This window comes from Pseudomonas uvaldensis (assembly GCF_021271205.1).
GTDB classification, from domain to species: Bacteria; Pseudomonadota; Gammaproteobacteria; order Pseudomonadales; family Pseudomonadaceae; genus Aquipseudomonas; species Aquipseudomonas uvaldensis.
Genome location: NZ_JAIWKS010000002.1, coordinates 415,302 through 438,561, shown reverse-complemented (window position 1 = coordinate 438,561; position 23,260 = coordinate 415,302). Strand labels below are relative to the sequence as shown.

General features: G+C 61.8%; 17 protein-coding genes. 9 read left to right on the top strand and 8 right to left on the bottom strand.

Annotation, left to right across the window (positions count from 1 at the left end):
* Positions 1-56 precede the first annotated feature (56 nt).
* The 7 genes from LCU97_RS05335 to LCU97_RS05305 all read right to left on the bottom strand — a co-directional run bounded on the left by LCU97_RS05335 (position 57) and on the right by LCU97_RS05305 (position 11,183).
* On the bottom strand, positions 57-3,119 hold the full coding sequence (locus LCU97_RS05335) for an autotransporter serine protease (RefSeq protein ID WP_232775927.1): 3,063 nt from the start codon (positions 3,117-3,119) through the stop codon (positions 57-59).
* 78 nt (positions 3,120-3,197) lie between these two features.
* A complete protein-coding gene (locus LCU97_RS05330) occupies positions 3,198-4,541 on the bottom strand; it encodes a TolC family outer membrane protein (protein ID WP_232775766.1) in 1,344 nt (447 codons plus the stop codon).
* Between the two features lie 14 nt (positions 4,542-4,555).
* Entirely contained in the window at positions 4,556-5,884 is a 1,329-nt protein-coding gene (locus tag LCU97_RS05325) for an HlyD family type I secretion periplasmic adaptor subunit (RefSeq protein WP_232775765.1), read from the bottom strand.
* Between the two features lie 14 nt (positions 5,885-5,898).
* Entirely contained in the window at positions 5,899-7,674 is a 1,776-nt protein-coding gene (locus LCU97_RS05320; protein WP_232775764.1) for a type I secretion system permease/ATPase, read from the bottom strand.
* A 278-nt stretch (positions 7,675-7,952) separates the two neighbouring features.
* The gene (locus LCU97_RS05315) at positions 7,953-8,390 is read right to left on the bottom strand and encodes an AprI/Inh family metalloprotease inhibitor (RefSeq protein ID WP_172679611.1); all 438 of its coding nucleotides are present in this window, start codon (positions 8,388-8,390) and stop codon (positions 7,953-7,955) included.
* Between the two features lie 87 nt (positions 8,391-8,477).
* Positions 8,478-9,935, bottom strand: coding sequence for a serralysin family metalloprotease (locus tag LCU97_RS05310; RefSeq protein ID WP_053151078.1), 1,458 nt, complete (start codon positions 9,933-9,935; stop codon positions 8,478-8,480).
* Positions 9,936-10,268: 333 nt separating this feature from the next.
* Positions 10,269-11,183, bottom strand: a complete 915-nt coding sequence (locus tag LCU97_RS05305) for a LysR family transcriptional regulator (RefSeq protein WP_232775763.1) — start codon at positions 11,181-11,183, stop codon at positions 10,269-10,271.
* A gap of 131 nt (positions 11,184-11,314) precedes the next feature.
* Here LCU97_RS05305 and LCU97_RS05300 point away from each other — a divergent pair, with 131 nt between their 5' ends.
* Together LCU97_RS05300 and LCU97_RS05295 are read left to right on the top strand one after the other, a co-directional pair.
* Positions 11,315-12,778, top strand: a complete 1,464-nt coding sequence (locus tag LCU97_RS05300; protein WP_408636347.1) for an MFS transporter — start codon at positions 11,315-11,317, stop codon at positions 12,776-12,778.
* A 192-nt stretch (positions 12,779-12,970) separates the two neighbouring features.
* Positions 12,971-13,249: a DUF1652 domain-containing protein gene (locus LCU97_RS05295; protein WP_053151069.1), complete on the top strand. Its 279-nt coding sequence runs from the start codon at positions 12,971-12,973 to the stop codon at positions 13,247-13,249.
* A gap of 58 nt (positions 13,250-13,307) precedes the next feature.
* Here LCU97_RS05295 and LCU97_RS05290 read toward each other — a convergent pair whose 3' ends face one another.
* Positions 13,308-15,779, bottom strand: a complete 2,472-nt coding sequence (locus LCU97_RS05290) for a UvrD-helicase domain-containing protein (protein ID WP_232775761.1) — start codon at positions 15,777-15,779, stop codon at positions 13,308-13,310.
* 270 nt (positions 15,780-16,049) lie between these two features.
* Between LCU97_RS05290 and LCU97_RS05285 the strand changes: the two genes are divergently transcribed.
* The 7 genes from LCU97_RS05285 (at position 16,050) to LCU97_RS05255 (ending at position 23,254) form a co-directional block, all read left to right on the top strand.
* Entirely contained in the window at positions 16,050-17,066 is a 1,017-nt protein-coding gene (locus LCU97_RS05285) for a GlxA family transcriptional regulator (RefSeq protein ID WP_053151275.1), read from the top strand.
* A gap of 223 nt (positions 17,067-17,289) precedes the next feature.
* Positions 17,290-18,714, top strand: a complete 1,425-nt coding sequence (locus LCU97_RS05280) for a sensor histidine kinase (RefSeq protein ID WP_408636354.1) — start codon at positions 17,290-17,292, stop codon at positions 18,712-18,714.
* Between the two features lie 22 nt (positions 18,715-18,736).
* A complete protein-coding gene (locus LCU97_RS05275) occupies positions 18,737-19,387 on the top strand; it encodes a response regulator transcription factor (RefSeq protein WP_232775759.1) in 651 nt (216 codons plus the stop codon).
* 100 nt (positions 19,388-19,487) lie between these two features.
* Positions 19,488-19,862, top strand: a complete 375-nt coding sequence (locus tag LCU97_RS05270; RefSeq protein ID WP_232775758.1) for a response regulator transcription factor — start codon at positions 19,488-19,490, stop codon at positions 19,860-19,862.
* Positions 19,863-20,247: 385 nt separating this feature from the next.
* Positions 20,248-21,450: an NAD(P)/FAD-dependent oxidoreductase gene (locus LCU97_RS05265; RefSeq protein ID WP_053151054.1), complete on the top strand. Its 1,203-nt coding sequence runs from the start codon at positions 20,248-20,250 to the stop codon at positions 21,448-21,450.
* A 223-nt stretch (positions 21,451-21,673) separates the two neighbouring features.
* A complete protein-coding gene (locus tag LCU97_RS05260) occupies positions 21,674-22,120 on the top strand; it encodes a DUF411 domain-containing protein (RefSeq protein WP_232775757.1) in 447 nt (148 codons plus the stop codon).
* 102 nt (positions 22,121-22,222) lie between these two features.
* Positions 22,223-23,254, top strand: coding sequence for an alpha/beta fold hydrolase (locus LCU97_RS05255; protein WP_232775756.1), 1,032 nt, complete (start codon positions 22,223-22,225; stop codon positions 23,252-23,254).
* Positions 23,255-23,260: the final 6 nt, after the last annotated feature.

The following is a 23,260-nucleotide window of genomic DNA, read 5'->3' as shown; positions in this document are numbered from 1 at the left end:
GAATGAGTGGATATGCCTTGCCCGGCGCGCTCGCACAGCAGCGGCCGGGCAACGTTTCAGAAACGCCAGTCCAGCGTCAGGCCGACGCCATGGTTTTTGTCCCGGGAACCGAGCAGGCCGTTGTAATCCAGGTTGAGCTGGACATCCCTGGCCACCGCCAGCCCGGCACGGGCCCCCACCACCGCCGCGTTGCGGTCCATGGACACGCTCTGCACCGCGAAGGTGCTGCCACCGCCGACGAACGCCAGGTCCTGCTCGGAACGGGTGTCACTCAGGTTGTGCTGCCAGCCGAGGGTGCCGGACAGCTGCAACTGCTGCGTCTTGGACAACGCCAGGGTATGTCCGGCACGCACGCCCAGTGTCGACAGCACCGCGTCGCGACGGTCGTCACCGGCACGCAAGGCTGCGGAGTCGCCCTTCTCATGGAAGCTGTCGCTGTCCAGGTGCACATAGGCCAGGTTGGCGAACGGCTCCAGTGCCACGGGTTCAAGGTCAAGGCGATACGCCGCCTCTGTGAAGAGCTGGGCGGTCCGGGCATCACGCTTGGTTTTCTCCCGGCCGTTCACATCGTCGAATTGCAGGTCGCGCTGGACATCGATGCGATGCCAGGCGTAGGCACCACCCACCGTCAGGCGCAGGGCATCGATCTCATGCCCCAGATACGCCCCCAGGTGATAGCTGTCTGCCTTGGCTGACGAGTGGGTGCCATCTCCCATGCTCAATGAACTGTCGCTGTACCCGGTGACGAAGCCCAGCCGCGTCCCCTCGGCGATCAGACCGTCCACACCGGCCAGCAGCCCGCCGATGGAGCTGGTGGAACTGGCGTTTTCGTTACCGCCGTCGCTTTTGCCCCAGGCTCCCAGGACCTTGACCCAGGCATTGCTATTGGCATCGGTTGGAGCGGCAGCGTCGTACAGCGCGTCCTGGCGCAGCCGATCAACCACGGCGTCGCGCAGGTAACGGCTGTCATTGATCAGCAGCGTGCCGATGGCGGGATGGATCTCGCCGGACAGTTGTTGGAATGCCTGTTGCGCCACCGCGGCGCTGGGGGACAGTAACAACGCTTCATACAAGGCGTTGCCAGCGCCCAATTGCTCGGCGGCGCTCGCCACGGCGCGCTGGTTCGGCGTCAGGCCAAGGCTGCTGAAGGAGGTCGCGTTGCGCGCCACCGCCAACTGGATGCCACTGGCGGAGTACGCCAGGTCACCGCCCAGGAACGCATAGTCGGGTAACACCTGACCGAAGCGCCCTTCAATGCCGCCGGTCGCCTGCAGGATGTTGAATTGCCGGCCCAGCAGGCTTTTCACTTCACCGGCGGTGAGCAGTGTCGGGCTGTTTTCCAGGGACAGGGATACCGTCGCCCCGTCGATGATGGCCTTGCCACCGGCCACGATCAGATCGCTGGAGGTGGGAGAGACTTCGACCGCGTAGTTGGAGCCGGGTTGGAACGTCACGTCCCCTGCTACCTGCAGGGTTCCGATGGAATTGCCCGGTGCCACACTGGCGCCGCGGTTCGCCGTCAGGCTGGAGATGCGACCGTTGCCGCCGAGAATACCGCCGTCGTTCACGGTCACGGCCGAGGCCAGGGAGCCGGTGACCGCCAGCCGCCCTTCGTTGACCAGGGTCGGTCCGCTGTAAGTGTTGTTACCGGTGAGCACCAGGGTGCCGATGCCCTCCTTGGTCAGGCCGCCATGCCCGGAAATATCGTTGCGCCAGACATCCAGGCCGCACTGGATCCCACTGCACAGCCGCTGCGTGGGCTTGCCTGCGTCGATGACCGCGCCGATACCCGGCAGGTCCGCGACGAACTGACCGGAGCCATAAGCGCCATCGACACGAAAGGCTTGCGGTATATCTTCTGCGGTGACCAGCATCGACGGCCCGTCGATGGCCTTGCCCAGGTTGATCATGCCCCAGCCGTACAACGAGTCGACACCTGGCGCGCCCATGTCCGTGGCCGTGGTGCGCAAGACGCTGGCCACCTGGGCACCGGTCATGTAGGGGAAACGCTCCATCAACACCGCCACGCTGCCGGCCACATGAGGCGCGGCCATGGACGTACCGCTCTTGTTGGCGTAGCCGACGGTCAGGTCGTCGAGGCTGGTGCCGCCGATCACGGCGCTGTAGACCCGGGTGCCCGGCGCCGAGACGCAGAAACTGGCGGTGTAGCCACAGCGCGAAGAGAAGGTGCTGATGGTGTATGGGTCGGCACTGCTGGTGTCAGGGTTGATCTGCAAGGCCGCCACGGTCAGCCAGTTCGGTGCGATGTCCGGCACGAAGTACGCCAGGCCCGCGATAGCATCGGGGTTGTTGAGGTTGTAATCGTTGCCGGCGGCGAAGATCGTGACGATTCCGCTGCGGGCGGCGGCGATGGCCCCTTCGTAGGCTCCGCCGGCCCGGGTGCCCAGCAGCGGTTCGATCTGGTCGAACTGCACCTGCGCATCCTGCACCGTGAAGTGCGGGAACGCCGGGTCGCGACCGCCCTGGTCGAAGCGATCGGTTATGCCAATGCCCCAACTGTTGTTGATGATCCGAGCCCCGCTGGCGATCAACGCATCCCAACCGGCCTTGTACACCGCGCCATCGTTGCCCCGGATGATGCCGTCCTCGGGACCGGGGTCACCGTTGTCGGCGCTGATGATCTGCGCATCGAACGCCACGCCGTGCATCGGCCCGCCGTCGCGACTGCCGGCGGCAATCCCGCCGACGTGGGTACCATGGGAACCGAGCTTGCCATCGGAGCCCACCGTGGGGGAGCCGTCATAGCGGAACGGGTCTCCTGCCTTCACCGGAATGTAGGGGTCGGTATACTCGCGGATCCCGCTGGTGACCAGGGTCACGACCTTGTCGGTGCCGGAGAATTCCGGATGGGCCGCGTAGACTGGCTGATCGAAAATGCCCAACTTGACGCCCTTACCGGTGTAGCCCGCCGCGTAGGCTTGCTGGGCATTGATCGCCCCCAGCCCCCACTCAGCGTCGAATTCGGCGCTGCGCCAACTGCCCGGATCGCCGGGCTTGCCGCTCTCGACGTAAGGCGCGGCCTGGGCCGTCCCCAGGGTCGCCAGGGCGCAGAGCACGGCGCGGTTGAGCATCGTGGGCAGGTAGCGGTGCCCCGTCATCGAGGGGTGTTTCTTGTTATCGCTCTTCATCACGAACCATCCTTAGTTGCTACGGAAATCCTTGATTGCCCAGGCTGGCTATTGCCCCTGCATCACGAAGGCCTCGTCCACCTTCGCCAGGTCCTGTTCCCCCAGGGTACCGGCGTAGTAGTGCAATTTGGTCCAGGCCATGAGGTAGTCATAGCGGGCCTTGGCCAGGTCGCGGCGCGTGGTGTAAAGCTGTTGTTCGGCATTGAGGGCATCGAGGTTGACCCGTTCGCCACCCAGGATGCTCTGCCGGGTGGAGACCACTAGTGCTTCGGCGGAGCTCAGGGCTTTCTGATAGGCCCGCAGCTTGTTCATCCCCGATACGCAAGCGCTGAACTGGCGACGCAGTTCGATCAGGGTTTCGCGGGTCTTGGCATCCAGCTCGTATTCGGCCTGTTCCATGTTGCGGCTGGCCTGGCGGGTTGCAGCCGACACGCCGCCTCCGGCGTACAACGGCACGCTGACTTCCAGGCCGACGGTGTTGGTGTCGTAGCGCTGGTTATAGGTGTTGCCGCTTTCCGACTCGTTCTGGCGCATCGTTGCGTAGGCGCTGACCTTGGGCAGGTGCCCGGCGCGGTTGCGCTCCACTTCGTAGCGGGCCACCTCCACGGCCTGGCGCTGGGAGGCCAGGTTCGGGTTGTTGCTCACGGCCAGCCCGTGCCAACTGTCGAAATTGGCCGGTTGCAGCGTGAACGCCTGGAAGGTCGCGCTCAGTGGCGCCAGGTCGCCAATGTCCAGCGCCGGAACGCCGATCAGTGCGCCGAGCTCTCGCAAGGCAGCGTCCTGCTCGTCACGGGCTTCGATTTCTTCGGCAACCGCCAGTTCGTAACGCGACTCGGCTTCCAGAATGTCGGTACGCGTGCCTTCGCCCTGGCGAAACAGGTGTTCGTTCTGCCGGAACTGTTGTTCGAACGCGCGTTTCTTGGCCTGGGCGATGTCGATCTGATCCTGGGCAAACCGCGCCTGAGTGTAATGGCTCAGCACCCGCACCAGGAGCTCCTGGCTCTTGCTGCGGAAACTTTCATCGGCAAACAACGCCTGCGCCACGCCCTTGCGATACGCCGCATAGGCCTCGTAGTCCAGCAGCGGCTGTTGCAACGTCAGACTTGAGCCGTAGCTGCTGTAATTGCGATCGTCATGCTGGCTGGCGCCGTGGTCATTGAGGTACGTGACCTTGGATTTGTTACGGCCTTTGTTGTAGCTGTAGCCCAGGTGAGGCAGCAGACCTGCCCGGCCGATGGCGCGGTTCTCCAAGCCCGCGTCGCGCTCCTTGATCGCCCCGAGATAGACCGGGTCGTTGCGCAGGGCCTGTTCATAGATCTCGAAGGGCCCCATGGCCCAAACGTTATTGCAGACGGAAACGGCCAGCACCATCAACCAACGGAAAGACTTCATGCCACCGGACATCCTTATTCTTCGGTCAACGCAGAGCCGGCTCGGTCGAGCAGCGGTTTGAACAGGTAATTGAGCAGCGAGCGCTCACCCGTGCGCACGAACATCTGCGCCGGCATGCCGGGCTTGATCACCAGGCCGTTGAGCTTCTCCAGCGCCTCGTCGCCCACATTGCTGCGCAGCACGTAATACGGCTCAGCGGTTTTCTCGTCGATCATCTGGTCGGCCGAGACCAGGCTGACTTCGCCTGAAACCCGAGGTGTGCGGTTCTGGTTGAACGCCGTGAAGAGGATGTCCACCGGCAAGTGAGGAGCGACCTTGTCGACCAGGTTGACCGGTAAACGCCCTTCCACTTCCAGCCGCGTGCCCTGGGGCACGATTTCCAGCAAGGTATCGCCCTGGCGCACCACCGCTCCTTCAGTGTGCACGCCCAGATTGACGGCAATGCCGTCCGCGGTGGCGACGATCTCGCTGTGCTGCAGCTCGAACCCGGCGGATTTCAGCTGTTGTTGCAGGGTTTCGCTTTTGAGCTGGGCGTCGGCCAATTGGCTGCGCACTTCCTTCTGGTACTCCTCGCCATGCTGCTGCAGCTTCAGCCGCGATTCGAGAATACCCTGCTCGACCCGGCCGCTTTCGCCACTGTTCTGGGCCAGTTCCTGCTGAACCTGTGACAGCTGCCGCTGGTATTCCAGCAAGCGATTGCGCGGGATATAACCGTTGTCCGCGAGCGGTTGCAGGTTGCTCAGCTGCGCCCTCAACGAGTCAGCCTGGGCACCCAGGTCACTGCGGGCCCGGCGCATGCCCGCCAGTTGCGCCATGGCGCCATCGATGCTGGCGCGCAAGGCAGCCTGCTCCCGGGCAAAGGCTTCGCGGCGGCTGCTGAATAGCTGGCGCTGGCCTTCAAGCACCAACGCCAGGCCAGGGTCGAGGTCGTCGTTCAGCTCTTTCGGAAAACTCAGCTGCGCCAGGTTGTCCCGCTCGCTTTGCCAGCGCGCCAGACTGGCCCGGGCCATGCGGTACTGGGCTTGCAGCGACTGCACATCGGCGGCGGCCTGGGTCTGGTCGAGCCGAAACAGCGCCTGGCCCTGAGTGACCGCCTCGCCTTCACGCACCAGGATCCGGCTGACCACGCCGCTGCTCATCGACTGCACGGCCTTGCGTTTGCCCGAGACGACTACGGTGCCCTGCACCGCGATACCCTGGTCCAGCGGCGCAAGGCTGGCCCAGGCGAAGAAACTGCCCGCACCGATGAGCGCCAGTGCCCAGCCCATGCGCGTGAAGAAACGGGCATCGCGTTCGGGGCGTTCGAGAGGCTGCCCCACGGATGGAGAATATTCGGGGTTCATATCGCGATCCTTGCTTATACGCCGCCGGGCTGTCGGGTGGCGTGATACTGGCGACTCATGCTCAGTCCATTGGGCGCTGACTGGTTTTTTTCCCGCGGGCCCTGGGGCTGTCCGGATAATTCCCGCAGCACGTCCTGGCTCGGACCGAACGCCTGGAGGCGGCCTTCGTTGAGCACCAACAACTTATCGGCCTGGGCCAGCGCCGAAGAACGATGGGTCACCAGAATGACGGTGGTGCCCTGCCCCTTCATGAGCGCGATGGCGCTGGCCAGAGCGGCCTCGCCAACCGTATCGAGGTTGGAGTTGGGCTCGTCGAGCACCACCAGGTTCGGCCGGTCGTACATCGCCCGGGCCAGGGCCACCCGTTGTTTCTGGCCGCCCGACAAACCGCCACCGTCTTCTCCAAGCAGGGTGTCGTAGCCTTGGGGCATGCGCAGGATCAGCTCATGCACGCCGGCCTGCTGCGCGGCGGCGACGACCTTCTGCGGATCGGCCTCGCGAAACCGCGCGATATTTTCGGCGATGGTGCCGCTGAACAGCTCGATGTCCTGGGGCAGGTAACCGATGTACGGGCCGAGCTGGTCGCGGTTCCAGCGATGGACATCGGCCCCGTCCAGCCGCACCGTGCCCCCCAGGAGCGGCCATACCCCCACCAGCGCCCGGGCCAGGGTGGATTTGCCGGAACCCGAAGCCCCCAGCACCCCGAGCACTTCTCCGGCGCCGAGGTTGAAGCTGACGTGATGCAGCGTCGCCTGGCGCTGTCCGGGAGGCCCTGCGCTGACCTGTTCGAAGCTCACCTGGCCCTTGGGGGGTGGCAATGGCATCGTGTCGTCCTGTGGCGGGTAGGCGCGCAGCAGCGCATCGAGACGACGATAAGCCAGCTTGGCAGCGCTCCACTGCTTCCACACCGCGATCAACTGATCGATGGGGCTCAGCACCCGGCCCATCAGGATCGAGCCGGCGATCATCATGCCGGCCGTCATGTCGCCCTTGATCACCAGCACCGCGCCCAACCCCAGCGCCAACGATTGCAGGCACAGGCGCAAGGTCTTGCTGAGGGCGCCGATCACCGCGCCGGTATCGCTGGCCTGGTTCTGCAAGCCAAGGAAACGCGAGTGCAGCGCAAACCAACGGTTGCGTAGCGCGTCGAGCATGCCCATGGCCTGGATGGACTCGGCATTGTGCAGGTGGCTGGTCGCCAGTTGGCTGGACCGTTGCGAGTAACCGCTGGCCTGCCCCAAGGGCTCCCGGGTCATGGCCTCGTTCAGGCAGGCCAGGCCGATGAGCAGCAACGTGCCAACGGTGGCGAAGACGCCGAGCCAGACGTTGAACAGGTAGATCACCAACAGATAGATCGGGAACCACGGCGCATCGAAGAAGGCGAACAACGCCGGGCCGGTGACGAACTGACGCACATGGGTCAGATCGCCCAGGGATTGGCCGGCATTGCCTTCGCCCCTGAACAGGTTGCGCTCGAACGCAGCCTTGTAAACCTGGAGATTAAAGCGTCGCTCCAGTTGGCTGCCAATGCGGATGACGATGAAACTGCGGACCATTTCCAACAGGCCGATGAAAACGAAGAATCCCACTACCATCAGCGACAGCATGGCCAACGTGGTTTCGTTTTGCGACGACAGTCCGCGGTCATATACCTGGAGCATATAGATGGAAGGCGCCAGCATCAGAACGTTTATCAACGCGGTAAAACAACCGACACTCAACAGAATATTCTTATAATCGCCCAGCGCTTTAATCAGCGGCACCGTGGAAGCGTTCCTTGCCATGCTCATCGACTTTCCTTGCTGTTGGCCGGGCCAGTTAGTTAGGCTCTGTACGAAAAGCCTTGATACTCGTTCATGCTGCGTTGAAAACAGCCTCGCAATGCTCATGTACTCCAGTACACTGCGCTTGCTCGGCTGTTTTCGCCTTGCCTGACCTTCGTCTCAAGACTTTTCATACAGAGCCTAGCGACCCTGCAACTTGTCCATCTTTCAACTTCAATCGGCGCACACCGAAGCACGCACCTGTTTAAACAAGTGCGTGCCTGTAGCAAATGTTGAGTAAATGCTTAACGCGCGTTTTCCTGGATGTCCCGTTCAAGCAGAAGCCTCAATCCGGATTCCAGCGTCATCTGATAGCGGTCCGTCTCATGTCGCCCCAAATGTGTCCTGGCATTTTGTTTGCCGATCAATGAAAGACCGTCGGGCTCGGGAAACCAGTGGACCGGTTCATCACCGAGCCAGCGGCCCAGGCAATCGGTTTGTCCGCCCAGGCTCTGGTCGGCCTTGAGCTCGATGACGCAGATGTTGGACGGCTTGTCCTGCAGCGCCTGGGTGTGTGCATTTTCCTGCGGGCCTGCCAAAACGGCTCGCCAGACACCTGCCAGCTGTGAGGGTTCTGCTAACAATAGGCTGCGCGCCATGGCGGCTTCTCCAAAAGAACACATCGATGTAGCGAGTAACCAGGCGATTGCCGGGGTGCTACGGTGCATGAACGCTTTAATCATTTTCCTTCATTCCAGCGCCCTCTCCGGGCCCTGGCACCCGTCGTGATCTTTCGAACACGACGGGTGCCAGAACTCAGGGTGGCGATATCAGGCCACGATGTCCGAGACCGCTGCCTGGCCGACAGTGCTCACCAGGAAATCAGCCACGCCATGGCCCGAGAAGTCCACCGACAGCACGCTGTTACCGCCAGACGTCGACAGCACCGCATCGCCCGCCGTACCGGTGAAGGCATTGACGAAATGCAGCCCCGCGCCTTTGGTAATCCCTGTCAGGTCGATCTTGTCCAGGCCGCTGACGAAATCGAGGATCTGGTCGGTCGCACCCGGACGCGAGTCGGAACTGGCCGCGAACACGAAGGTGTCCGAGCCGGAACCTCCCCACAGTTTGTCTGCCCCGCCCGCGCCCCACAGGATGTCGTTACCCGCACCGCCCTTGAGATCATTGGCCACTTCGTTGCCGATCAGCAGATCGCTGCCCGAGCCGCCAATGGCATTTTCAATGGTCGCACCCTGGGCGATGGAGACGTTGCCCACCATCCCGCCAACATCGGAAAACGAAGCGTCATTGAGGTTTATTTTCTGATTCTGGGTGAAACCGGAGAAGTCCAGCGTATCCCGCCCGCCCGCGTCCCATACCGAGAACACCACTTTGTCTGAGGAGGAAGAGGCGCTGAGGAAGTCGCGGCCGGCGTTGGAGTTGAAACCGTAGGTCGTGTCACCGGTGCGGGTGCTGGTGTTGGCGCCATAGAGTTTCTGGATGGCGGCGATGTCGTCCATCAGCGGACCCGAGGCATAGGCCTCGACCCCGCCCTTGCTGAAGTTCTGATCGGTATTGCTTTCGCTCCAGTAGCTCATGAGGCTGTAGCCGCGGGTGTCTTCCGCGTACGTGGCGTCATTGTAGGTCGGACTGCCTTCGCCGGCGTTGTAGTCGCCAGGATGAGCCAGGCCAAGGGTGTGGCCGATCTCGTGGGTCAGGGTCTGGCGACCGTAATTGTTCAGGTCCGGGTTCTTGTTCTGGGTGTAGCTGCTGTTGATCAGGTACCAGGACGTGCCGTCATAACCCGCGCCGGTCCCTGGCAGGTAAGCGAAGGCCGCCGCCCCGTCCTGACCGCTGCTGTAGTTGCCAAAGGTCATGTGACCGTCACCGCCACTGGCCTTCTCGGTGAACGTGACATTGGCGACGTCCGCCCAGGATTGCATGGCCAGGACCGCTTGGCCTTTCTGTTGTGCGCTGAACTGACTGAAGCCACTGATCCCATGTTTGTTCATGGTGCTTGTGGAGGCGGAGGTCAGGAAGGTATAGGTCAGTTCGATCTTGCCGCTACCGTCTCGATCCTGATACGCCGCGCCGTCACGCAGCAATTGAGTGGCCGCCTCGTCCACCGAGTAAGAGGGCTTGCCATTGATGGTCAGGTCCCCGCCCCGGTCGTACTGATGGCTGAAATTATTGATCTGGTTAAAGGCATTGCTGGGAGCGGCCAGGGCTTGTGGTGCCCACAGCAGTTGATCGGCAGCATCAATAACACCGGATTTGATTTTCGACATAAACACACTTCCTTGTTTGCAATGGAACAGTTTTTGTCAGACAGACAATCTCTGGCGAGATCGTCCAATCACTCGCCCAATTGAGGACGCAAGAAAACTGACACAATTCGAAATCAAACGTCTAGCGAATTTTTTCAAGGCCGAAAGACGCGCTATCCACTAACTAAGCCGAGTCGCTGGCTTCACCCCGCTAATACGGGAGTTTGTCGAAATCCGTTTAAGATTGTCGGACAAAACTCTATTTAAATATTAAATAACGTTAAACAGCCCGCTGCGAATCAGGTCGCACTTTCGCCAACTAAGTGCCAGCGAAACGCTATTAATTAATATCTACTAACCCTGAATGTAAGGGGAGACATTCGCTGCGCAGACTTCCCGCAGGCAACCTCGGAGCCAGCGATGCGCGGGGTCTGCGTCCATGCGTGGATGCCAGAGCATGGCGATCGTGAACGACGGCACGGCAAACGGCAGTACAAAGCTGTGCAAGCCAGCGCGAAGCCGCTCGGTGTAGCGTTCGGGGACGGTGGCGATCAGGTCACTGGCGCGTGCCAGTCCCAGGGCCGTGGAAAAGCCCGGAACGGTGATGGCGATGCTGCGCGACAGATTCAACGGCGCCAACGCCCGATCAATGGGGCCGTGATCGAGGTCACGCAAGGAAACCCCGAGATGGCTTCCCGCCGCGTAGCCGGCTGTGGTGACCTCGCCCTGGCTCAGCGGATGCCCCAGGCGCACGACGCCGACGAACCGGTCAGTGAACAACGCCTGGGTCCGCAGCTCGGGGCCGGTGTCCTGGTCGACGACGGCAGTTTCCAGGTCCACGGTGCCTTCACGCAATGCCGTGCTGTCCTTGTTTGCCTTATCCACGAAGCGCAGCCGGACGCCGGGCGCCTCCTCGGCGATGCGGGCCATCAGGTCAATTGCGAAGTTTTCCACGAATCCTTCTCGGGTGCGCAGTGTAAAGACCCGACTCAAACGGCGCAGATCCGGAACCTGCACGGGACGCAGCACCGCCTGGGCTTCCTGAACCAATTGACCCACCTGCTCACGGAGCTGCAGTGCGCGTGGAGTGGGAACCAGCCCGCGCCCGGCCCGGACCAGCAGCGGATCGCCCAGCGTGTCCCGTAATCGTGCCAATGCGCGGCTCATCGCCGAAGGGCTGAGCCGAAGCCGTTGGGCGGCACGGGCCACGCTGCCCTCCGACAGCAATACGTCAAGGGTGATCAGCAGATTGAGGTCAGGCTGTGACATGGACAATCCTGCGGTGAGAGATGGCGTTACATGCAGCTATAAAGTGCAAATGCTGCGTCTTCCGCCATGTTAAGACCAAGCGTAGCGTTGGGACAGCTCCGTTTCCAGGAGCCGCAGACGGAGCCAACGCCATGCAACCAGCCAATACGGAACCATGCCCGCCCATGAACATCCCTCCACGAACACCCAGTACCACTCGCTGGGCGCTGACCAGTCTCTCACTCGCAACACTCCTGGCCTCGTTGGGCGCCAGCGTCGCCACGGTCGGCCTGCCGGCACTGGCCCAGGGGCTCAATGCCTCGTTCCAGGCGGTGCAATGGGTGGTGCTGGCCTATCTGCTCGCGATCACCACTTTGATCGTCAGCGTCGGACGTCTGGGGGACCTGCTGGGGCGACGTCCCCTGTTGCTGGCCGGCATTCTGCTGTTCACCCTGGCATCGGGCATGTGCGGCTTGGCACCTTCGCTTGGGTGGTTGATCGCAGGACGCGCCCTGCAAGGCCTTGGGGCCGCCATCATGATGACGCTGACCCTCGCGCTGGTGGGCGAAACGGTGGTCAAGGAAAAGACCGGCAGCGCTATGGGTCTGTTGGGCACGCTTTCGGCGGTAGGCACGGCCCTGGGCCCTTCACTGGGGGGCACGCTGCTGGGCGCGTTCGGCTGGCAGGCGATCTTTCTGGTGAACGTCCCTTTTGGATTGCTGACGCTGATACTGGCCTGGCGTTCCCTGCCTGTGCGCCTGGCTACGATGAAAGCCGGGAAAATCCGATTCGACGGGCCAGGCACGCTCTTGCTGGCGGCGGCCCTCGGAGCTTATGCGCTGGCCATGACCCAAGGCCACGGCAGCTTCGGAGGGTCCAACTTCGCCTTGTTGGCATTGGCTGCCCTCTGCACAGGCCTGTTTGTCCTGGTCCAGACCCGTGCCGTTTCACCGTTGATCCCCTTGGGGCTGTTCCGGGATCGGCTGTTGGTTGCGGGCCTGACCACCCATGCGTTGGTCGCCACGGTGATGATGGCGACTCTGCTGGTGGGCCCCTTCTACCTGTCCATCGCCCTCGGGCTGCCGGCGCCCCTGGTGGGCTTGACCCTGGCCGTGGGTCCCGTCACGGCGGCGTTGACCGGTGTGCCTGCCGGACGCCTCGCGGACCGCTTTGGCGCGCTACCCCTGCGGCGCGTCGGGCTGGCGGTCATGCTGCTCGGCTGCACGACGCTGGCGATCCTGTCACCCGCATTCGGGACGCTTGGCTATGTCGCGGCGATCATGGTGACGACTCTGGGTTATGCCCTGTTCCAGACCGCCAACAACACAGCGGTATTGGCGGACATCCCCTCCGGCAGTCGCGGCGTCATCTCCGGACTGCTCAACCTGTCGCGCAATCTGGGGTTCTTTACCGGTGCTTCAGTGCTCGGCGCAGTTTTCGCCGCCGCATTACCGACGAGCGGTATCAATGCCGCCGCCCCGGAAACGGTGGCGAACGGCTTGAATATCACCTTCATCGCGGCATCATTGCTCATCTTTATGGCGCTGCTTATCGTCCAGCTAAATCCCGTGCCAGAGCCATCGGACGAGTGCCAGGCGCCCCCTCGCCAAGGATGATGGCACTGTGGGCCCTGCCGTTTAAGTCGTGATCCAAATCAAAAAAAATGAACCAATCGCCAAACGGACTGAAAAAAGCCACGTGAGATTCATTTCCAGGTGCTATTTTTAGTTCTCACTGGTAGAGCCATGATGGCTCTTCCTTCCTGATATGAGCAAAAGGAAGCGCTTGATGAAGAGGGCGGGCAACAGATGAATAGAGGATCTTCCAGCAAGGTAACGTTTCCCAACGCCTGCCAATTGATGCGCTGGCATTTTCATCCCATGGGTTTCGAGGCCAGTATGGATGCCCCGGGCAGCATGGTCGCCCGACTGTTCGATCGCGCCAGTGGCGAAACCATGATTGCGATCGCGGGCATTCCCTGTGCGACCGTGATGAATGCCCCCGACGTGGAGCGAATCATCGAGGCGGTGGAAGCCGAGCTGGAGGCCTTTGTCCCCCCCACGGGTTTGACGCGATTTGCTTGCTGACTAAAAAAGCCCACTCAGTGGGCTTTTTTGTGGGCGCTTACTCGCCGAAGCAGTCCCCTCAGTTGATCCGAGCGCGGCGCAGGTCGGCAAAAAATGGCTTGCCCGTTGCGATGCGATCCGAGGCCTTGGGCGCGTTGGCGGCCTGGCCCTCCTGACTGTCGACGTACCAATAGCAATGCTGCACCGCACGAGTGATTCCCACATAGGCTAGACGCAGGATCTCGTCTTTCTGCGCCGTGTCGTACGGCTCGGCATCCCCATCCTGCCCCAGTCCGGCCATTCGGTAGACCTGATTCTTGTAAGGCGAGCGGGTCAGGTGCTGACAGTCGCCGAGCAGGAATACCGCGTCGGCCTGGAGCCCCTTGGCGCTGTGGTAGGTCATCAATCTCAGACGTCGGGCTTCATAGGGCAAGCTAGAATCCACATTAAGTATTGGCTGAATATACTTTTCTATCAGTGACTTATCGCTGCTTTTTCGATACAACATCAAGATCGTATCACCCTGGCGATAATGCTCATCCAACCGGCGAGCCAGTTCCTCCTCGTCGCGATCCAGTACGGTGACCGGGCTTGGCGTCACCGGCTTGCCGCTGGCCTTGGCTTTCTTGCCGGGGATCGCGGCTGTTGCCCGGACGATGTGCTCAGCCGCATCGATGATGTGCTGATGACTACGGTAGTTATCGGTAAGCATCACCCGGGTATTCGCCGGCGACGGGAAGTGCTTGGCGAATGCCATGAAGTAGCTGGGTGAACTGCCACGCCAGCCATAGATGGATTGCCAATCATCGCCCACGCACAATAAGGACGAGCGTTGCGCGGCGCACCCCACATGCAGCGCGGGACCACGACTGCGCACCTCTCGAAGGCAGGCGCGGAGCCAGGAAACGATCTGCGGCGAAACGTCCTGGAACTCGTCGATCATCACGTGGGACAAAGGCCGCAGAAGCTCATCCCCAAGTAGCTTGAAGTTCTCAGGGGAATGCTCGCTGAACAGCGCGAACATCCGATTGTAGGTCATGACGGGCGGCGACTGGTCCAGCAGATGGTCTTCAAAGGCTCGCCAATAGCGGCTCAGCGCTTCAAAGAAATACCGATCCGGATCGTCCTGGGCGAAACACATCCGCCCCACCGCATCCGGCACATCCAGCCCGAGGTTTTCGATGAACCCGGCGGCGGCCACGAAGCAATCCAGCAACGGCGCCGCCGCCAATTCGCCCTTGACCTTGTAGTCGAACCCGGGTCCGGCACTGGCATCTCCGGCCAGCGTGCTCAGCAGGCGTTTGGACGACTCGTAGTTTTCCAGCCATATCAATGGCTTATTGCAGAAAGCTTGAAAAAGGGTTCGCTTGACCGCCCACTCCGCCCGGATACTCAGCCGCGCGCCCGGACGGCTGAGCCGGGCATCCTCCTGCGGATCGAAGCCGAGCATTACCCAGCTATCCAGCGAGGCGATGTAGCCATGGCAATGGAATGTCGAGCCGTTGATCTCGAAGGCTTGGCGCCTGGGCTCGATACCTTTGATGGGCCAGGCACCGGCGCCAAACCAAAGGTCTTCGACGGCATCGCATAATTCTTCATCGCGCTGTGCGGCAAGTTCGGTCACGGCGACGCGTTTTTGTACATCGGGGTGGTCACGCTCCAACGCTTTCAGTTGCAAGGCGTGCCGGGACAACTGGCCGACCAGTTCCCGGAATCGGTCATCGCGCTGATAAAGGTGGTGATAACAGGCATTGAGTTGCTGGCGTTGCGCCTCATTGATGCGCAGGTCGAAGGGATTGCCCGGCTCCTGCTCATCACCGGCTGCGGCGCGATGGCTCAGGGTTTCGAAAGCCTGGAGCCGCTCGAAGCCGGGCAGGCTGCGAACCATCGGCAGGATGCGCGAATGGAAGGTCCGCACCAGGTCACGGGCTTCCTTGAGGCTGACCGTACGCCCCCACAAGGCAAGGACGTCGATCAGTTTGCGGATGAAATCCTTGCGCGACTCACGGGTGAACGTCACTACGGTCATTGAATCCAGCTCGAACCCCAGGTATTGGGACAGCACCACGATACGCAATACCAGGGTCGTGGACTTGCCCGCGCCAGCGCCGGCAACTACCGATGTCGAGGGTGTATCGCTGAATATCATTTTCCATTGGGCGGCACTGGGTTGTGCGTGGGCAGGCAGCAACCGGGCGACATCCGCCTTGACGCGCTTCTTCAACTCGGCCGTCAAAGGCAGGCGCCAGTCATCGAATAACAGATCATCGACTTTCGGTGCCGGGTGCTCCGTGCTGCGCGAGTCACGTATCAACAGGACCTGACGTCCCGCCTCCAGTCCCTCGGCCTTGCCTTCCCGATAGCCGTAATCGAAGCCGGCGGTATGCCCGCTACGAAAGCCATCCGCCTGACCGTGCAGCCAGGACGCCCGATGCTGGGCTCGCAGCCGCGTCAGGCCCTGCCCCAGTAGACGCACCGCCAGACGCTTGAGCAGCGACATCCGGGCCAGGGGTAGAAGTTCGGGAGGAAGGTCGGGAGAGTGTTGCGCCACGCTAAAGACTCCGGTGTTCTGAACCAGGGGCGTCTATGGTGGCTGTATTTACCGCCGAGTGCCACTCAAAAGCTTTCAAGTCATGGGGTTAGGCGATGAAGTGAAAGTGCCTTCGTAGCGCCACTATTGCGGGCTGGCCTGCGAGTCAGTTGTGCCGGATTCGAAAAATCGGCCGCTCGCCACACCCAGGGTTCGACCAGTCGACGGACATCGAGACGATCCGTTATTGTGCCGTTTCGCTACCTCGTCCCCCTGCCCTGGGCAATCATCATGAACCAGATGAACCATGACCTCGCTGTCGCCAGCGATATGACCTGCCAGCCACGCAACCTGGTGTTCCTGGCATACCCCAGGATGGGATTGCTGGACCTGACCGGCGCCCAGACGGTTTTCTGGGCAGCCACCAAGGCCATGACCGAGCGCGGCCTGCCCGGCTACGCGATGCACACGGCTAGCCTGGACGGCGGCCTGATGCCGACCGCCGAAGGCCTCGCCGTGGAGACCAGCCCCCTGCAGCGGTTGGACGGGGTGGCTATCGATACGCTGATCGTGCCCGGCGCCCCCGATATCCGCCAGGCGATGATCGACTGCGTCGACCTGGTGGCCTGGCTGCGCGCTGCGGCGACCAAGGCCAGGCGCACGGCATCGGTGTGCAGCGGAACGTTTCTGATGGCCCAGGCCGGGTTGCTCGACGGACGGCGAGCCGCTACCCATTGGGCCATGTGCGACATGCTCAAGAACGGTTTCCCGGCGATTGAAGTCGATCTGGATGCGATTTTCATCCAACAGGACCGCATATGGACCTCGGCGGGCGTGAGTGCCGGCATCGACATGGCCCTGGCGCTGGTCGAAGCCGACTGCGGTCGCGAGGTGGCGCTGCAGGTGGCCCGGGAACTGGTTGTGTTTCTCAAGCGGCCCGGTGGACAAGCGCAGTTCAGCCAGCTTTTGCAATTGCAGACACAAGACAGCGCCGGATTCGACGAATTGCACGTGTGGATTGCCGAGCACCTGAGCGACGACTTGACCATTGAACGATTGGCCCGTCAGGCCCGCATGAGCCCCCGCAATTTTGCGAGGGTCTACAAGCGCCGCACCGGACACACCCCGGCCAAGGCCGTCGAGATGTTCCGTCTGGAGGCCGCGCGGCGGTTGCTGGAAGACTCCCTGCGCAACATCGACCAGATCGCCCGGTCATGTGGCTTCGGCGATGAGGAGCGGATGCGCCATACCTTCCAGCGCCACCTCGCCATTTCTCCCCGGGATTACCGTCAGCGGTTTTCCCGCTGACGCCCGCCAACAGGACCCTGTGGCAGGATTTCAGGGTTTTCTGTCCTACCTGCAAAAACGCGGCACTTTTAAGATACGAAACCGATGCCCTGTCTTTCCCGACTATCCGGAACCGGTCTCCAATAACAAAAGGTCTGCCAGCGTGCCCACACCCGCCACGATGTTCAGGAACATCTATGACAGCCTCCGGTATAACCCTTGCCAGATCGCGTCGCGACCGTCGATGGGGATCAGTCCCAACCCGATGGTCAACACGTTGGGCTGGGCGGTCGGTTTGTTGGTGGCCTGCGGCATCGTCATCATCAACTCCGAGACCCGGTCCGATCTGGCCCCCACGCTGCTGTACATCACATTACTGTTGATGGCGGCCAATCTGTTCTCCATCAACCTGGTCATCACCGTCGCACTGATGTGCATGTTCCTGCTCACGGCGATGTTCCTGTACAACGGCGGCTATCACCGCTGGGATTCCACCACCGGTTTTTTCAGGTGCCTGACAGCCTTGTCGGCCATCGCCTTCCTGGCATTGCGCAGCAAGCAGGCATCCGACAGCCTGCGCCACAACGAGGCGTACCTGGTCGGCGCCCAGCGTCTGAGCCAGACCGGCAGTTTCGGTTTTCGGGGCGACCGCTCGGACCTGTCCTGGTCGGAGGAGTCGGCACGGATCTTCGAATATCCCTGCGGCAAGCCCCCCACGGTTTCAATGGTGCTGGAGCGCACTCATCCCGAAGACCTGGAACGGCTACTGGACATGTTCGGGCAGGCGGCACGTCGCGAACCTCAGATCGAGGTGGAGCTGCGCCTGCTGATGCCAGACGGTCGCGTCAAACACATCCATATGATTGCCAGCCTCCTGCCTGCCTCCCAGGGTCGTTGCCAGTATCTGGGGGCGTTGATGGACATGACCGCCAGCAAGGAGGCCGAAGCAGCACTGTTTCGTGCCCAGGCCCAACTGGCCCACGTCACCCGCCTGACCTCCCTGGGGGAAATGGCCGCTTCCATTGCCCACGAAGTCAACCAGCCGCTCACCGCCATTACCAGCAGCGCGCAGGCCTGTCGGCGCTGGCTGGAGCGTCCGGAACCCAATATGAAGGAAGCCCTCGACTCCCTCGAGCGGATCGTCGCCAGCTCGCGTCGCGCCAGCGAGGTCATCGACCGCATCCGAGCGCTGTCGCGAAAATGCGATCCACGGCGCCAGGCCGAGTCCCTGGATGAAGTGGTCCACGAGACATTGAACCTGGTCCAGCAGCAACTGGTGCTTCATAAGGTCACTGTGAAAGTCGATCTGGCCAACCCCGCGGCCCGGGTCAGTGCCGATCGGGTGCAATTGCAGCAGGTGATCATCAATCTGGTTATCAATGCCTGTCATGCCATGGACGGTGTTGCGGTGAGTGAGCGGGTTCTGCAGATACGCACCTGGATCGCGGATAACGAGGCCATCCTGGACGTGACCGACCAAGGCACAGGCATCGCTGAAGACATCCTGCCGTCGCTGTTCACCCCGTTTTTCACCACGAGGCAAAACGGCCTCGGAATGGGGCTCGCCATCTGCCGTTCCATCATCGAGTTCCATGACGGCAGGATCTGGGCCACCAGCGAAGCCGGTCGAGGGACTTCGTTCAGATTCGCGCTACCGCTTCTTCCCTAAACCCCGATTGTCGGACACACCAATGACTTCCGATCACGCCACTCGCCAAGTCACTCTCCAGGAACCGATCGTCTACATCGTCGACGACGATGAGCCACTGCGCGAAGCCCTGGGCAGTCTGTTGCGGTCCATCGACCTGCACGTCGAAACCTTCGGCTCGGTGGCGCAGTTCATGCAACATCCCCGTCCCGCCGTACCCAGTTGTCTGGTGTTGGATGTCCGTTTGCGGGGCACCAGCGGCCTGGATTTCCAGCAGGAGTTGGCAGCGGCCAACATCCACCTGCCGATCGTGTTCATGACCGGGTATGGCGACATCCCCATGACCGTCCGGGCCATGAAGGCCGGCGCGGTGGACTTTTTGAGCAAGCCTTTCCGGGAGCAGGATCTGATCGACGCGGTCTCCGCCGCTCATCAGCGGGACCGGGTGCGCCGCGAGTCCGACCATGCCCGCCAGGCGCTGGAAGAACGCTACGCCGTCCTGACGCCACGGGAGAAGCAGGTCATGGCGCTGGCCGTCTCGGGTTTGATGAACAAGCAGATCGCCGGAGAAATCGGCCTGAGCGAAATCACGGTCAAGATCCACCGCGGCCAAGCCATGCGCAAAATGTGCGCGCGCTCGTTCGCCGACCTGGTCCGCATGGGCCAGGCATTGGATATCCGCCGCCCCGGCTGAATCTTCATACCCACGTATACTAGGCGCGGACCATGGACAGCGTATCTTGCAGTGACAACGGCGCCGTTATGGCGACCTGATATCGCTGCCGGGTATCGCAATGTCCAACACCGCAATCATTTCAGTTGTCGATGACGATGAATCCGTTCGAAAAGCACTGGACGGCCTGTTACGTTCCATCGGGTACACGGTACGTACTTACGCCAGTGCCCTGGACTTCCTTTCCGGCAGCGGCCCCGAACACACCGATTGCGTGATATCGGACATCAAGATGCCTGGCATGAGCGGCATCGAAATGTGCAACGAACTGGCCGCCCGGAACATCTACATACCGATCATTATCATCAGCGGCCATCCCGGCACCCCGCCCCGGGTCAAGGCCGGCGTGACCGAGCCGGTGGCATTCTTCCCCAAGCCGTTCGGCTGCGCGGAACTGATCACCTGCATCGAATCCGTGCTCAAGCGCACCATTTGATAAGCCAGCCGCGCCAGGCTCTGTTTGAAAAGTCTTGAGACGAAGGTCAGGCAAGGCGAAAATCGGCGAGGAACGGCCGGGGTCGCGCTCGACTTTACTGGAATAAATGAGCATTCCGATCGGACTCGCGCACGAGCCGGTTTTCAACGCAGCCTGAACGAGTATCAAGGCTTTTCAGACAGGGCCTAAACCTTCGTATAGGTCCTTCATACCCAGACATATCCCCGCTGACCTTATGTAGAAGTGTTGGACGCCCCGCCGACGCATAACATTTCCCTGGCGGACCGAAGCTGGAGGCGTAAGCCAGGCACCTTCGGAGTACTCGCGGCGCGGTCACAATGAAATGGGCTGAGCCCTTCAACGATTTTGTCTTCGGGAGCAAATCATGAAACAGCATATTCTGGTGGTGGGCGCAGGGTTCGGCGGGCTCTGGAGCGCGTTGAGCGCCGCCCGGCTTGTAGACATGCACAAGCGCAACGATGTGCAGATCACGGTCCTGGCGCCCCAGGCCGAGCTGCGGATCCGGCCTCGTTTCTACGAGCCCGATGTGCATACCATGGCGGCACCGCTTCATGGATTGTTCGATGCGGTCGGTGTGAATTTCGTCCAGGGCTCGGCCCACCGCATCGACCCCGTCAACAAAGAGGTCGGCTACCACGACGCCTCCGGCACCCAGGCCACGCTGAACTATGACCGCCTGGTCCTCGCCACGGGCAGCAAACTGGTCCGTCCGGACCTTGAAGGCATGCTCGAGCATGCCTTCGACGTCGATGAAATCGAACAGGCGACGCGCCTCGAAGCCCACCTCAAATCCCTCAAGCGCCTGCCAGACAGTCCGGCTCGCAACACCGTGGTGGTTGCCGGCGGAGGCTTTACCGGTATCGAGACCGCAACCGAAATGCCCGCCCGCCTTCGAGCGATCCTCGGCGACGACGCGAAAATCCGGGTGATCGTGGTGGATCGCGGCCCGCGGATCGGCGCCTCCCTGGGCGAAGGCATTAGTCCGTCGATCATAGAAGCCTCCGGGCACCTGGGTGTCGAATGGATCCTCAACGCCTCGGTCGAGTCAGTGGATGCCGGCGGCGTCACTCTGTCGGACGGCCAGCGCATCGAGTCCAACACTGTCATCTGGACCGTGGGGTTCCACGCCAGTCCGCTGACCCAACAAGTGCCCGGCACTCGGGACCGTCAGGGTCGCCTGCATGTCGACGGCAACCTGAAAGTGCTGGGCCAGAACGACATCTTCGCCGCCGGTGACGTGGCCTATGCCGCTACCGACACCTTGGGCAACTACGCAGCCATGTCCTGCCAGCACGCCATCGCCCTGGGTCGCTATGCCGGCAACAACGTGGCGGCCGATCTGCTGGGCGTGGCACCGATCGCCTACAGCCAGCCCAAGTACGTCACGTGCCTGGACCTGGGGGCCTGGGGCGCAGTATTCACGGAAGGCTGGGATCGCCAGCTCAAACTGGTGGGACAGGAAGCCAAAGAGCTCAAGACCCAGATCAACACAGTTTGGATCTACCCACCTGCTGCCGATCGTGCGGCAGCCCTGGCGGCAGCCGATCCGATGATTCCGGTGGCGTGACGCCCATTCCCTGCTCCGGCCAGTGCTCTCCTTTCTGAGCCGGCTTTTCCCGGACGCCCGCCAATGCCATTTGGGCGGGCGTTTTTTTTTTGCTGGTAACACAGGTGTAGCCTTCAAGAGCTCCAACCTTACAATTGTGTCATCTGCCCCTCAGCGCCCTGTCAGCTCCTATCCCCTACTCTGTTATCCTTTCTTCCAAATCGCACTCCACGAGGCAGCCTCCATGTCCAAACCCTTGCATCTGCTCGCCCTGAGCGCCCTGTTCATCACCACCCTGGCCCAGGCTGCCGAGCCGCTCACCATCGACGTGCACCGCGACGCCAACTGCGGCTGCTGCAAGAAATGGATCTCGCACCTGCAGGAGAATGGCTTCAAGGTCAACGACCATGTCGAAGCCGACATGGGCGCGGTGAAGCAGCGCCTGGGCGTGGCACCGAACCTGCGTTCTTGCCACACCGCTGAAATCAACGGCAAGTTTGTCGAAGGTCACGTACCGGTGGACCAGGTGGTGGTTTTGAGCAAACGCGATGATCTGCTCGGCGTGGCTGCGCCTGGCATGCCCATGGGTTCGCCCGGTATGGAAATGGAGGGCATGAGCGATGCCTATCAGGTGATCGGCCAGAAAAAAGACGGGGCTCAAACCGTCGTAGCGGACTATCCGGCCCATTGATAAGCACTGCGTGGAACGTTCGGGCCGTTCGATTGCCTGTGGTTAATGTCGCCATAATCGGGTCGCCCCAGGATCGGTCGGCTGCCCCAAAGGAGATTGACCATGTCGCGTTCCACTGCCCGCTGGTTGCCCAGCCTCTTGCTGACTGCCGCCCTGCCTCTGCTGGCCCACGCCGCGAGCCCGCCTGAAGGCCCGGCCTACGGGCCGCAGCTCGAGGGGTTCGAATACCCCTACACGCTCAAGCATTTCGCCTTTCAGTCTCAGGGCCAGTCATTGCAGATGGGCTACATGGACGTCCCGGCCCAGGGCAAAGTCAATGGCCGCAGCGTGGTGTTGATGCACGGCAAGAACTTCTGCGCCGCCACCTGGGGCGATTCGATCAAGACCCTCAGCGAAGCCGGGTATCGAGTGATCGCGCCGGACCAGATCGGCTTTTGCACTTCCAGCAAACCTGATCGCTACCAATACAGCTTCCACCAACTGGCCATCAACACCCAGGCCCTGCTCAAGGCCCTTGGTGTGCAGAAATCCATCATCTTGGGCCATTCCACCGGCGGCATGCTCGCCACCCGCTACGCCTTGCAGTTTCCCGATCAGGTCGAGCGACTGGCGATGGTCAACCCTATCGGCCTGGAAGACTGGAAAGCCCTCGGTGTGCCTTACCGCACCGTGGACCAATGGTACGAACGCGAGCTGAAACTCAACGCCGACGGAATTCGTAATTACGAGCGCACCACTTACTATGGCGGTCGCTGGAAGCCCGAATTCGAGCGCTGGGTAGGCATGCTCGCGGGCTTGAACAAAGGCCCCGGGCACACCCAGGTCGCATGGAACTCGGCGTTGATCTACGACATGATCTTCACCCAGCCGGTCTACTACGAATTCAAGGACCTGAAGATGCCGACGCTGCTGCTGATCGGCACGTCCGATACCACCGCCATTGGCAGCGACATCGCGCCGCCGGCGGTGAAGGCCAGGTTGGGTCGCTATGACGTACTGGGCAAACAGGTCGCCCAGCTCATCCCGCGCTCGACTCTGGTGGAATTCGACCATCTGGGACACGCGCCGCAGATGGAGGAGCCGGAACGGTTCCATGAAGCATTGCTGAGCTGGCTGAACAAACCCATTCCCTGACGAGGT

What these genes read in the sequence shown, in the direction of transcription:
- LCU97_RS05335 (WP_232775927.1), bottom strand. Translation starts at nt 3,119, where the DNA reads ATGACGGGGCACCGCTACCTGCCCACGATGCTCAACCGCGCCGTGCTC.
- LCU97_RS05330 (WP_232775766.1), bottom strand. Translation starts at nt 4,541, where the DNA reads ATGAAGTCTTTCCGTTGGTTGATGGTGCTGGCCGTTTCCGTCTGCAAT.
- LCU97_RS05325 (WP_232775765.1), bottom strand. Translation starts at nt 5,884, where the DNA reads ATGAACCCCGAATATTCTCCATCCGTGGGGCAGCCTCTCGAACGCCCC.
- LCU97_RS05320 (WP_232775764.1), bottom strand. Translation starts at nt 7,674, where the DNA reads ATGAGCATGGCAAGGAACGCTTCCACGGTGCCGCTGATTAAAGCGCTG.
- LCU97_RS05315 (WP_172679611.1), bottom strand. Translation starts at nt 8,390, where the DNA reads ATGATTAAAGCGTTCATGCACCGTAGCACCCCGGCAATCGCCTGGTTA.
- LCU97_RS05310 (WP_053151078.1), bottom strand. Translation starts at nt 9,935, where the DNA reads ATGTCGAAAATCAAATCCGGTGTTATTGATGCTGCCGATCAACTGCTG.
- LCU97_RS05305 (WP_232775763.1), bottom strand. Translation starts at nt 11,183, where the DNA reads ATGTCACAGCCTGACCTCAATCTGCTGATCACCCTTGACGTATTGCTG.
- LCU97_RS05300 (WP_408636347.1), top strand. Translation starts at nt 11,315, where the DNA reads ATGCAACCAGCCAATACGGAACCATGCCCGCCCATGAACATCCCTCCA.
- LCU97_RS05295 (WP_053151069.1), top strand. Translation starts at nt 12,971, where the DNA reads ATGAATAGAGGATCTTCCAGCAAGGTAACGTTTCCCAACGCCTGCCAA.
- LCU97_RS05285 (WP_053151275.1), top strand. Translation starts at nt 16,050, where the DNA reads ATGAACCAGATGAACCATGACCTCGCTGTCGCCAGCGATATGACCTGC.
- LCU97_RS05280 (WP_408636354.1), top strand. Translation starts at nt 17,290, where the DNA reads ATGGGGATCAGTCCCAACCCGATGGTCAACACGTTGGGCTGGGCGGTC.
- LCU97_RS05275 (WP_232775759.1), top strand. Translation starts at nt 18,737, where the DNA reads ATGACTTCCGATCACGCCACTCGCCAAGTCACTCTCCAGGAACCGATC.
- LCU97_RS05270 (WP_232775758.1), top strand. Translation starts at nt 19,488, where the DNA reads ATGTCCAACACCGCAATCATTTCAGTTGTCGATGACGATGAATCCGTT.
- LCU97_RS05265 (WP_053151054.1), top strand. Translation starts at nt 20,248, where the DNA reads ATGAAACAGCATATTCTGGTGGTGGGCGCAGGGTTCGGCGGGCTCTGG.
- LCU97_RS05260 (WP_232775757.1), top strand. Translation starts at nt 21,674, where the DNA reads ATGTCCAAACCCTTGCATCTGCTCGCCCTGAGCGCCCTGTTCATCACC.
- LCU97_RS05255 (WP_232775756.1), top strand. Translation starts at nt 22,223, where the DNA reads ATGTCGCGTTCCACTGCCCGCTGGTTGCCCAGCCTCTTGCTGACTGCC.